The sequence below is a fragment of the Mesorhizobium sp. M0185 genome, from assembly GCF_040322175.1.
Lineage (GTDB): Bacteria > Pseudomonadota > Alphaproteobacteria > Rhizobiales > Rhizobiaceae > Mesorhizobium.
Genome location: NZ_JAMYSY010000092.1, coordinates 1 through 10,606 on the forward strand (window position 1 = coordinate 1; position 10,606 = coordinate 10,606).

8 protein-coding genes are annotated in these 10,606 nt (G+C 63.9%); 3 read left to right on the forward strand and 5 right to left on the reverse strand.

What is annotated here, in order from left to right:
* The first annotated feature begins 131 nt into the window (after positions 1-131).
* Positions 132-566, forward strand: coding sequence for a helix-turn-helix domain-containing protein (locus NKJ20_RS33215; protein ID WP_352619621.1), 435 nt, complete (start codon positions 132-134; stop codon positions 564-566).
* Entirely contained in the window at positions 556-909 is a 354-nt protein-coding gene (locus NKJ20_RS33220; protein WP_352749823.1) for a transposase, read from the forward strand. Before NKJ20_RS33215 ends, NKJ20_RS33220 begins: the two co-directional genes overlap by 11 nt.
* Positions 910-1,151: 242 nt before the next feature.
* Here the strand turns inward: NKJ20_RS33220 and NKJ20_RS33225 are convergent, their stop codons facing one another.
* From NKJ20_RS33225 to NKJ20_RS33245, 5 genes are all read right to left on the reverse strand, one after another.
* Positions 1,152-1,904: an SDR family NAD(P)-dependent oxidoreductase gene (locus NKJ20_RS33225; RefSeq protein ID WP_023675240.1), complete on the reverse strand. Its 753-nt coding sequence runs from the start codon at positions 1,902-1,904 to the stop codon at positions 1,152-1,154.
* Between the two features lie 61 nt (positions 1,905-1,965).
* Positions 1,966-4,218, reverse strand: a complete 2,253-nt coding sequence (locus NKJ20_RS33230; protein ID WP_352749825.1) for a PBP1A family penicillin-binding protein — start codon at positions 4,216-4,218, stop codon at positions 1,966-1,968.
* A 291-nt stretch (positions 4,219-4,509) separates the two neighbouring features.
* Complete coding sequence (locus NKJ20_RS33235) at positions 4,510-4,761, reverse strand: hypothetical protein (protein ID WP_352749827.1); 252 nt, start codon at positions 4,759-4,761, stop codon at positions 4,510-4,512.
* Between the two features lie 202 nt (positions 4,762-4,963).
* Complete coding sequence (locus NKJ20_RS33240; RefSeq protein WP_023675237.1) at positions 4,964-5,584, reverse strand: ribonuclease D; 621 nt, start codon at positions 5,582-5,584, stop codon at positions 4,964-4,966.
* 103 nt (positions 5,585-5,687) lie between these two features.
* The gene (locus NKJ20_RS33245; protein ID WP_352749828.1) at positions 5,688-7,073 is read right to left on the reverse strand and encodes a M20/M25/M40 family metallo-hydrolase; all 1,386 of its coding nucleotides are present in this window, start codon (positions 7,071-7,073) and stop codon (positions 5,688-5,690) included.
* Positions 7,074-7,517: 444 nt separating this feature from the next.
* Between NKJ20_RS33245 and polA the strand changes: the two genes are divergently transcribed.
* On the forward strand, positions 7,518-10,466 hold the full coding sequence (gene polA / locus NKJ20_RS33250; protein WP_352448350.1) for a DNA polymerase I: 2,949 nt from the start codon (positions 7,518-7,520) through the stop codon (positions 10,464-10,466).
* Positions 10,467-10,606 lie beyond the last annotated feature (140 nt).

Genomic DNA, 10,606 nt, shown 5'->3' on the forward strand with positions numbered 1-10,606 from the left:
TCGTTCAATCCGGCTTGCAATGAGGTCCGACGTCGAGCCTGCGTGCCCCGGCTGTGCCCGGACCTCACAGAACCCTTCAGATTCCAGTGAAGCGTGGTTCATGATTCACTTCCTGTAGGAGGTGATTTGCCATGCCCAAGCCCTATTCGCTCGATTTGCGTGAACGTGTTGTGCGGTTTGTCGAGGCTGGCCACTCGCGGCGTGCGGCGGCGGCACATTTTGGGGTGTCGGTTTCGTTTGTCGTGATCCTGATGAGGAACTATCGAAAGACCGAGAGCCTGGCGCCCAAGGCCAGCGGTGGCCGCCGCCATTCCAAGCTCGACCCGCATCGTGCGTTCCTGCTTGGCCGTGTGGCCGAGAAGGATGACATCACCATGCCGGAGCTTGCCGCCGAACTGGCCGCTGCTACAGACGTCCAGGTCGCTCCTGCCTCGATCTCGCGCTGGCTCATCAGGAATGGCTATCGCTTCAAAAAAAACGCTGCTGGCCAGCGAGCAAGATCGTCCCGACGTCAGCAAGGCGCGGCAGGAGTGGCAGACCAGGCGCCAGCCGCGGATGCGGCTTGAGCCACATCGGCTGGTGTTCATCGACGAAACCGGAACCACTACGAAGATGACACGTCTGCGCGGCCGCTGCCTAAAGGGCCAACGGCTGCGCTCAAAGGCACCGTTCGGGCATTGGAAGACGCAGACCTTCATCGCCGGGTTGCGCTGTCATGGGCTCACGGCCCCTTTTGTTATCGACACGCCGATGAACCGGCGCATCTTCGAAACCTATGTCGAAACGCAGCTCGCTCCGACGCTGGCAAAGGGCGATGTCGTCATCCTCGACAATCTCGCTGCCCACAAGAGCCCGGCCGCCGAGGCAGCGATCCGGGCCAGAGGCGCATGGCTGCTCTTCCTGCTCTAGTCGCCATTCAAATGCTGGGTCGGCTCCGCCCGCGTCTGCACCCAAACTCAAACATAAGTCCTGTCGCCTTGGTGCTGCGCGTGAGGGTGGCTGATAGACATTCAAGGTCGCCGAGACTCCAGCCCGTGGTTCAAGGATGAGTGCCGATCATCTGCATTCAACAGGGAACTTGCGTATGGTCGGCAGCGCGTCCCTCAACCTCTCCCCCAGGGCAGCGCCGACGATTGATAAAACTCAGCCGCTCAAACGTGCTGGCCGCCATTTATGTGGATTTCCGAGCCGGTCACATAGGACGCCTGCTGCGAGCACAGGAAGAAGATGATGTCGGCGACTTCTGCCGTGGTGCCCAATCTTCTCAGCGGGATCGTCTCGACGATTTTTTCCGTGCCCGGCGACAGGATCGCCGTATCGATCTCGCCCGGCGCAATGGCGTTGACGCGAATGCCGTGGGGGCCGAAATCATGCGCCATTTCGCGCGTCAGCGAGCCGAGCGCCGCCTTCGATGTCGCATAGGCGGTGCCGGCGAAGGGATGCACGCGGGTGCCGGCGATCGAGGTGACGTTGACGATCGAGCCCTTGGCCGATGCCAATTCCTTGAACAGGCCACGCGCCAGCATGATCGGGGCGAAGAAATTCACCTGGAAGACATCGCGCCAGACATGCATCGGCGTGTCGATAGAGTTCATGCGGCTGTTGCCGTCCTTGAGCTTCGGCGAGATGCCGGCATTGTTGACCAGCGCATGCAGCTGCCCGCCATGCGCCTCCAGCCGGTGGCGGATCTCGGAGATGGCGATGCCGACATCCTCCTGGTCGGCGAGGTCGACCTTGATGTGGTCTTCCGGGCCGGCCGGCCACGGGCAGTCCTCGGCAAAGGCCTGGCGCGAGCAGGTGATGACGCGCCAGCCTTCGCGTGAAAAGCGCTTGACCGTGGCGTGGCCGATGCCACGGCTGGCGCCGGTCAGCACAATGGTCTTTCTGGTGTCGGTCTCTGCCATTCGCGGTCTCCAAACGGGAGATGTAGCGGAACGCGGCAGCGGTGGCGAGGGGGCCTGTTGTTCAGCCGCCTGTCAGGATGTCCAGGATCGACGTCTGCCGCTTCTTGACCGGGCCGCCGACATTGCCGGGCGGCACCGGGTGCTTGATCGATCCGGTGGCGCTGTCGACCCCCGGCATGGCCAGGCCGCCGGCATCGACCGTCTCGGCGGGACGCACGGGACGCGAAGCCGGCTGGGTAGCTGCCACAGGCGGCGCCGATTGGCCAACGGAAGCGACCGGCGCCGGCGGCGGCGTGTCGGACGGTATGTCGTCCGGGACGATGGTGTCGGGCGGCGTCGACTTCCAGGTTCCGGGCAGCGGCCGCACCGGCACGCCCTCATGCGCGGCGACCATGAACTCATGCCAGGCCTGCGCCGGCAGTGCGCCGCCGGTGACCTTCTTCATCGCGCTGCCGTCGTCATTGCCGAACCAGACGCCAGTGGTGAGATTGGCGGTATAGCCGATGAACCACGCGTCGCGCGAGTTCTGGCTGGTACCGGTCTTGCCGGCTGCCGGCCAGGCGAACGCCGCCTTCCTGGCGGTGCCGATCTCGACCGTGCCGGTCATCATCGAGTTCATCATGCCGACGACATCGGGCTTGACGACCCGCGGCGCGCCGCCGCCATTGTTCTCGTAGAGCACCTTGCCGTCGCTTGTCGTGACCCTGCGGATGAAATGGATGTCCGGCTTGTAACCGCCATTGGCAAAGGGAACATAGGCCGAGGTCAGTTCCAGCGGCGTCACTTCCGAGGTGCCGAGCGCAATCGAAGTGTTGGCCGTCAGCTCGGACTGGATGCCCATGCGGTGCGCCGCCTCGACCACCGCATTCGGCCCGACTTCCATGGTCAGCTGCGCGGCAACCGAGTTCAGCGATTTTGCCAGCGCCGTCGCCAGCGTCACCTTGCCGAAATATTTGCCGCCGTAATTGTCGGGCGTCCAGTTGCCGATCTTGATCGGCGCGTCGTTGCGCACGCTGTCGGGCGTGCGGCCGGATTCCAGCGCCGCCATGTAGACGAACGGCTTGAACGCCGAGCCCGGCTGCCGGCGCGCCTCCGAGGCGCGGTCGAACTGGCTGGTCGAATAGTCGTAACCGCCGACCATGGCGCGCACCGCGCCGGAATTGTCGATCGACACCAGCGCGCCCTGGCTGACATTGAGTTTTTTGCCGCTCTGGTCGATCAGCCGGCGGATCGATTGCTCGGCGAGCTTCTGCAGCGTCAGATCGACGGTCGTGTCGACGACGATATCGCGGCGCACGTCGCCGATCAGGTCGGGCAGTTCTTCCATGATCGTATCGGCGACATAGTTTTCCGAGCCGGTCCAGTAGGACGGCGAACGCGTCGCCGGCGCGCTCATCGCCGTGGTCATCTCCTTGGCGCTGATCTTGCCCTCGTCGCGCATCGCGGCGAGCACCAGCTGCGAGCGCTGCTCGGCCGCCTTCGGGTCGCGCGCCGGCGACAGCCGCGACGGCGCCTTGAGCAGGCCGGCGAGAAGGGCGGCCTCCGACAGCGTGACGTCACGCGCGCTCTTGCCGAAATAGCGGCGCGAGGCCGCTTCGACACCATAGGCCCCAGAGCCGAAATAAACCCGGTTGAGGTACATTTCGAGGATCTGGTCCTTCGTATGCTTGTGCTCCAGCCACAGCGCCAAGAGCACTTCCTGCACCTTGCGTTCCAGCGTGCGGTCCGGCGTCAGGAACAGGTTCTTGGCCAGCTGCTGGGTCAGCGTCGAGCCGCCCTGCGAAAAATGCCCGCCCAGCACATTGGTCACCATGGCCCGGGAAAGGCCGATCGGGTCGATGCCGAAATGCGAATAGAAACGACGGTCTTCAATGGCGATGACGGCCTCGGGAATATAGGGCGACATTTCGTGCAGGCCGACGGCCTCGCCGCCGCTCATGCCGCGATTGCCAAGCAGCTGGCCGTCGACCGAGACGATCTTGATGTTGGGGGCGCGATCGGGAATGGCCCAGGTGGTGGCCGCCGGCATTTTCGCGCCGTAATAGACGACGATGCCGGCAGTGGCGATGCCGCCCCAGATGGCCAGCACGAAGCACCAGTAGAACAGCCGGGCAAGCACGCCGAAGACGCCGCGCCGGCTTTTGCCGCGCCCGCCGCGGGGCGGCTTGACCTTGGACGATTTGCGCTTTGCAGCGGCTTTTCGGTTGCTCGGCACGACGCGGTCCTCCTCGCTTACCGAAAAACCAGCCGAGGATCTCGCCGCCGGCGATGCCTCGAAGCTGGGCTCGATGCGGCTGTCTTTCCGGTTCGCCATGCGCTGTGCTGTCTTCCCCATGCCTATGGCGTTGGGGTTGAAGACTAGATGCGGCGGTTTAAAGGCGGGTTAAGTCGGGAAAAATCGAAGTAAACTGTATTCAGTCGCTTGCCGAACGGCTGCGGCCCGCGACAGCGCCAAAGCCGGAAATGAAAAACCCGCCTCGGCGGGCGGGTCCTTGGAGCCAATGAGCACCACACCGAAATTAATAGCATAGCTGCCGGCACAAAGCAAGAACAAAATGCGCGTTGCCTCAGAATAATCACTTCAGTTCGGCGGTTGCGACAACCCTCAGTCGTCGGCTTCCGCATCGTCGGAGGCCGGCCGCCAGCTGATCGGCTCGATCTTCCTTTGCGTATGGCCGTCCGTATAGGCCCACCAGCCAGCGTCGCTTTCGTCCCAGTCGCCGCCTGCCGCCTTCAGCCGGTCGAGCGAACGGTATTGCGCGATGCTCTCGTTCATCACGCCGTCGCTGTCCTGCCAGTAGACGGTGACCTTGGAGCCGTCCTTCGGTGCCGTTTCGATTGATTTTCGGGCAGCCATTTTCATTTCTCCCGGTGAAGCGAACGGAACGCCGGGACAAGCGTCTGGTTCCTGGCCGATGGCCTTTAGGAGAATTCGCTCCGGCGAGACATATGGCGTGGTTTTCGAGAACCGGAGCGCAGCGGACATTTGGGTCCGTGAGCACCGGAAGCGGAGAAAACTGTGCCAGATGGCCGCCAGAGTAGAATTATCATGAAGGCCATTAGCTGTGGGCGAAGATATCCTCCTCATCCCAGCCCATCAGGTCGAGTTTCGCACGCGTCGGCAGGAAGCGGAAGCAGGCATCGGCCTCCCTGGTCCGGTTGTCGCGCGCCAGACGCGCGCTCAGCACGTCGCGCAGCCGGTGCAAATAGAGCACGTCGGAGGCGGCATATTCGAGCTGCTCGGGCGACAGCGTCTCGGCGGCCCAGTCCGATGATTGCTGCGCCTTCGACAGGCCGACGCCGAGAAGCTCGAAGCAGATGTCCTTCAGCCCGTGCCGGTCGGTGTAGGTGCGCGTCAGCCGCGACGCGATCTTGGTGCAGAACACCGGCTCCGGCATGACGCCGAAAGCGTTGTAGAGCACGGCGAGATCGAAGCGGCCGTAATGGAACAGCTTGGTGATGCTGCGGTTCTTAAGCAGGCTGACGAGGTTCGGCGCCTTCTTCTGGCCGGGCGCGATCTGGATGACGTCGGCCGAGCCATCGCCCGGCGAGATCTGCACGACGCAGAGCCGGTCGCGATGCGGGTTCAGCCCCAGCGTCTCGGTGTCGATGGCGACCGCCCCGACATCGTAATGCAGCAGGCCGGGCAGATCGTTTTTGTGGAAACGTATGTCGCTCATCGTCTTCTCCGGTCGCGGCCCCGTGCAGCGATGCGCGACAGACCATGCCCGTCCTTGCCGCGATCCGGCGAAAAATCAACAAAAACTTGAGTCTGGCGCAATTTCAGCGTGTCAGCGCCTCGAGAATGCGCGCCCAGGAGCGCTGGCCCTTGTGGAAGGAGCTCATCTCGTACTTCTCGTTCGGCGAGTGGATGCGGTCGTCGTCGAGGCCGAAACCGACCAGCAGCGATTCCATGCCGAGATAGGTCTGGAAATCGCCGACCACCGGGATCGAGCCGCCGCTGCCGGTCACCACCGCCGGCTTCGGCCATTCGTCGGACAGCGCTTGCTTGGCCTTGGCGAGGAAGGGCGAGTCGTAGGAAAGCTGGATCGCCGGCGAGCCGCCATGCGGATGGAATTCGACCGAGCAGTCGGCCGGAACGCGCTCCCTGACGAATGCCTGGAAGGCGGCGCGGATTTTTTCCGGATCCTGTTTGTGGACCAGGCGGAAGGAGACTTTTGCCGAGGCTTGCGCGGCGATCACCGTCTTGAAGCCCTTACCGGTATAGCCGCCGATAATGCCGTTGAACTCGGCCGTCGGTCGCGCCCAGGTGAGCTCGAGCACCGAGCGGCCCTTTTCGCCGGACGGGATCGACAGGCCGATCGGGCCGAGGAAGGTCTCTGCCGTCTCGCCGAGCGACAGCCACGACTGCAATATCTGCGACGGCGTTTCCTCGACGCCGTCATAAAAACCTGGAATGGTGACGTGACCATCCGCATCGTGGATGTCGGCCAGGATCTTTGCCAGGATGCGGATCGGATTGGCGGCCGCACCGCCATAGAGCCCGGAATGCAGGTCGCGGTCGGCGGCAGTCACCGTGATCTCCTCGCCGACCAGCCCGCGCAGCGAGACGCAGATCGACGGCGTATCGCGGTCCCACATGCCGGTGTCGCAGACCAGCGCGAAATCGGCCTTGAGCTCGTCAGCATTCGCCTCGAGAAACGGCTTCAGCGACGGCGATCCGGACTCCTCCTCGCCCTCGAACAGGATTGTGATTCGGCACGGCAATCCGCCATGCACCTGCTTCCACGCGCGGCAGGCCTCGACGAAGGTCATCAGCTGGCCCTTGTCGTCGGCCGCGCCGCGGCCGGTGATCACCTTGTGGCCGGGCTCGATCTCCTTGACCGCCGGCGCGAACGGGTCGCTTTCCCACAGCTCGATCGGATCGACCGGCTGGACGTCGTAATGGCCGTAAAACAGCAGATGCGGCGCGCCCGCCGGCCCGTCGTGATGCGCGACCACCATCGGATGCCCCGGCGTGTCGCGCACGCTGGCGTCGAAGCCGATCAGCTTGAGCTCGGCGACCAGCCATTCGGCGGCCTTGCGGCAGTCGGCGGCGTAGTCGGGATCGGTGGAGATCGACTTGATGGCGAGCAGGCCGAACAGGCGTTCCAGGCTCTGGTCGAAGTTCTTGTCGAGGCGGTCGAGGACGGGGGAAACTGCGGACATCTGGCGGGCCTTTCGATTCTGGCGGCGAATCTAGAGCCCATGCGGCGAAACGGAAAGCCCGCGACCGTTGGGCCACAGCTTCCTGTCCAAAGGCAAAAAAATGCCGCCGTGGTGGAGGGGAACCACGGCGGCCTTTACTCGAAACGATGCGGCAGCCCGGAGAGGGGGGATAGGCTGCCGCAAGTGTCCGGGATAGGCGGGGGACGGGCCTTGCTCCGGACTTCGGCGAAAACTGCCGATGGCGTTTATCTGTGTCTGCGAACGTGGCGATTCAAGGGCACAAAAATTACACTTTTGTAACATAGGCGTGAGCGAACAAAGCTCCGGCCAGGCCGCCATGGCCGGCCAGGCTCGCACGCCATTTGTCAGGGTGTTGCCGGAACCCTTGGCGCAAGCCGCCTTTGGCATGGACCGCGGCGCTGCGCCGCGCTATTCCCTCGTGCCATGAAAAAAGGCGATCATCTCTTCCTTGTCGACGGCTCCGGCTACATCTTCCGTGCCTATCACGCGCTGCCGCCGCTGTCCCGCAAGTCCGACGGGCTGCCGACCAGTGCCGTGCTCGGCTTCTGCAACATGGTCTGGAAGCTGACGCAGGACGCCCGCAACACCGATGTCGGCATCGTGCCGACGCATTTCGCCGTGATTTTCGACTATTCGTCGAAGACCTTCCGCAACGACCTCTACCCCGAATACAAAGCCAACCGCTCGGCGCCGCCGGAAGATTTGATCCCGCAATTCGGCCTGATCCGCCAGGCGACCAGGGCCTTCAACCTGCCATGCCTTGAGACGGAAGGCTACGAGGCCGACGATTTGATCGCCACCTATTGCCGGCTTGCCTGCGAAGCCGGCGCCGACACCACCATCATCTCTTCCGACAAGGACTTGATGCAACTGGTCGGCCCAACGGTTGCCATGTACGACCCGATGAAGGACCGCCAGATCGGCGTTCCCGAGGTGATCGAGAAATGGGGCGTGCCGCCACAGAAAATGATCGACCTGCAGGCGCTGACCGGCGATTCGGTCGACAATGTGCCGGGCGTGCCCGGCATCGGGCCGAAGACGGCAGCGCAATTGCTCGAACAGTTCGGCGACCTCGACACGCTGCTCGCCCGCGCCGGCGAGATCAAGCAGGACAAGCGGCGCGAATCGATCATCGCCAATGCCGACAAGGCACGCATTTCGCGTGACCTGGTGAGGCTGAAGAACGACGTGCCGGTGACCGAAGGGCTTGACGAATTCGTATTGCATGCGCCGGACGGCCCCAGGCTGATCGGCTTCCTCAAGACCATGGAATTCTCGACGCTGACCCGCCGCGTGGCCGAAGCGACCGGAACCGACGCCGGCGACGTTCCAGCCACCCCCGTCACCATAGAGCGTGCCGATACCGCGCATGGCCCCGATATGGGTTTTGGCGTGCCCGCGGCCGCCGAGAGCGCACCGCCGTCGGACGAAGCGGCACTCGAAGCTCCGGCCGCAGCCAAGCAAGGCGACACCCCATCCCTGCTTTCGGCGCTTCGCCTGGAGGCTGCCACCGCCCGCAAGATCGACACCGGCGCCTACGCCTGCATCCGCGACGCCGCGACGCTGAAGGCCTGGATCGCCGAGGCGATGGAGAGAGGCATTGTCGCCTTCGACGTTAAGACGTCCTCGCCCGATCCGATGCGGGCAGAACTGATCGGCCTTGCCATGGCCGTCGCGCCTGGCCACGCCGCCTACGTGCCGCTTGCCCACAAAAACGGCAATGGCGACCTGCTCGGCGGCGGCGCGGTCGAAAACCAGGTCCCGGTCCGCGACGCGCTGGCGTTGCTCAAGCCGCTGCTCGAGGACAAATCCGTCCTCAAGATCGTGCACGACATGAAATACCGCCTTGTCGTCATGAGCCGTCACGGCATCGAGGTCGGCCCCTATGACGACACCATGCTGATCTCCTACGTGCTCGAGGCCGGCACCCACGGTGGCCATGGCCTGGAGGCGCTGGCCGATAAATGGCTCGGCCACGCGACCATTCCGCTGAAGGAACTGGCCGGTTCGGGAAGAAGCTTCGTCGGCCTCGATCAGGCCGACCTCGGCAAGGCGACGGCTTACGGCGCCGAGCACGCCGACGTCGCGCTCAGGCTCTGGCAGGTGCTGAAGCCACGGCTTGCCGCCAAGGGCCTGGTCTCGGTCTATGAACGGCTGGAACGGCCGCTGGTGCCGGTATTGGCGCGGATGGAACAGCGCGGCATCTCCGTCGACCGGCAGATCCTGTCGCGGCTCTCCGGCGAACTGGCACAGGGTGCCGCACGGCTTGAGGACGAAATCTACCAGCTGGTCGGCGAACGCATCAACATCGGCTCGCCAAAACAGCTCGGCGACATCCTGTTCGGCAGGATGGGTCTGCCCGGCGGTTCAAAAACCAAGACCGGCCAGTGGTCGACCTCGGCGCAGCTTCTCGAAGACCTCGCCGCCGAAGGCCACGAATTGCCGCGCAAGATCGTCGACTGGCGCCAGCTGACCAAGCTGAAATCGACCTATACCGATGCGCTGCCCGGCTTCATCCATCCCGACACCAAGCGCGTCCACACCTCCTACGCGCTTGCCGCGACGACGACCGGGCGGCTGTCGTCCTCGGATCCCAATCTGCAGAACATTCCGGTGCGCACCGTCGAGGGTCGAAAGATCAGGACGGCCTTCATCGCGGACAAGGGCAACAAGCTGGTTTCAGCCGACTACAGCCAGATCGAATTGCGCGTGCTCGCCCACGTCGCCGAAATCCCGCAGCTCAAACAGGCCTTCGCCGATGGCGCCGACATCCACGCCATCACCGCGTCTGAAATGTTCAACGTGCCGGTCGAGGGCATGCCTTCGGAAGTGCGCCGCCGTGCCAAGGCGATCAATTTCGGCATCATCTACGGCATTTCGGCCTTTGGCCTCGCCAACCAGCTGTCGATCGCGCGCGAGGAAGCCGGCGACTACATCAAGAAATATTTCGAGCGCTTTCCCGGCATCCGCGACTATATCGATGCGACCAAGGCCTATGCCCGCGAGCACGGCTTCGTCGAGACCATTTTCGGCCGCCGCATCCACTATCCGGAAATCAGATCGTCAAATCCTTCGGTCCGGGCGTTCAACGAGCGCGCCTCGATCAACGCACGCCTGCAGGGCACCGCCGCCGACATCATCCGCCGCGCCATGATCCGTATGGACGAGGCGCTGGAAAAAGCCAGGCTTTCCGCCCGCATGCTGCTGCAGGTGCATGACGAACTGGTCTTCGAGACGGTCGAAGCCGAGGTCGAGGCGACGATCCCGGTCGTCTGCCACGTCATGGAGAACGCCGCCATGCCGGCGGTGTCGATGTCGGTGCCGCTGCACGTCGACGCCCGCGCCGCCAACAACTGGGAAGAGGCGCATTAGGGCCGTGCTTCGTCATCCTAGGGCGGAGCGAACGCGAAGCGAAGCGCAGACCCTAGGATCCATATGTGGACGGCGCCCTGCCTGCAACGGTTGTTTTGCGTCGTTTTCGATCGCTTGCGTCCATATGTCCGGCCTTTGAG

What these genes read in the sequence shown, in the direction of transcription:
- NKJ20_RS33215 (WP_352619621.1), top strand. Translation starts at nt 132, where the DNA reads ATGCCCAAGCCCTATTCGCTCGATTTGCGTGAACGTGTTGTGCGGTTT.
- NKJ20_RS33220 (WP_352749823.1), top strand. Translation starts at nt 556, where the DNA reads ATGCGGCTTGAGCCACATCGGCTGGTGTTCATCGACGAAACCGGAACC.
- NKJ20_RS33230 (WP_352749825.1), bottom strand. Translation starts at nt 4,218, where the DNA reads ATGGCGAACCGGAAAGACAGCCGCATCGAGCCCAGCTTCGAGGCATCG.
- NKJ20_RS33225 (WP_023675240.1), bottom strand. Translation starts at nt 1,904, where the DNA reads ATGGCAGAGACCGACACCAGAAAGACCATTGTGCTGACCGGCGCCAGC.
- NKJ20_RS33240 (WP_023675237.1), bottom strand. Translation starts at nt 5,584, where the DNA reads ATGAGCGACATACGTTTCCACAAAAACGATCTGCCCGGCCTGCTGCAT.
- NKJ20_RS33235 (WP_352749827.1), bottom strand. Translation starts at nt 4,761, where the DNA reads ATGGCTGCCCGAAAATCAATCGAAACGGCACCGAAGGACGGCTCCAAG.
- NKJ20_RS33245 (WP_352749828.1), bottom strand. Translation starts at nt 7,073, where the DNA reads ATGTCCGCAGTTTCCCCCGTCCTCGACCGCCTCGACAAGAACTTCGAC.
- polA (WP_352448350.1), top strand. Translation starts at nt 7,518, where the DNA reads ATGAAAAAAGGCGATCATCTCTTCCTTGTCGACGGCTCCGGCTACATC.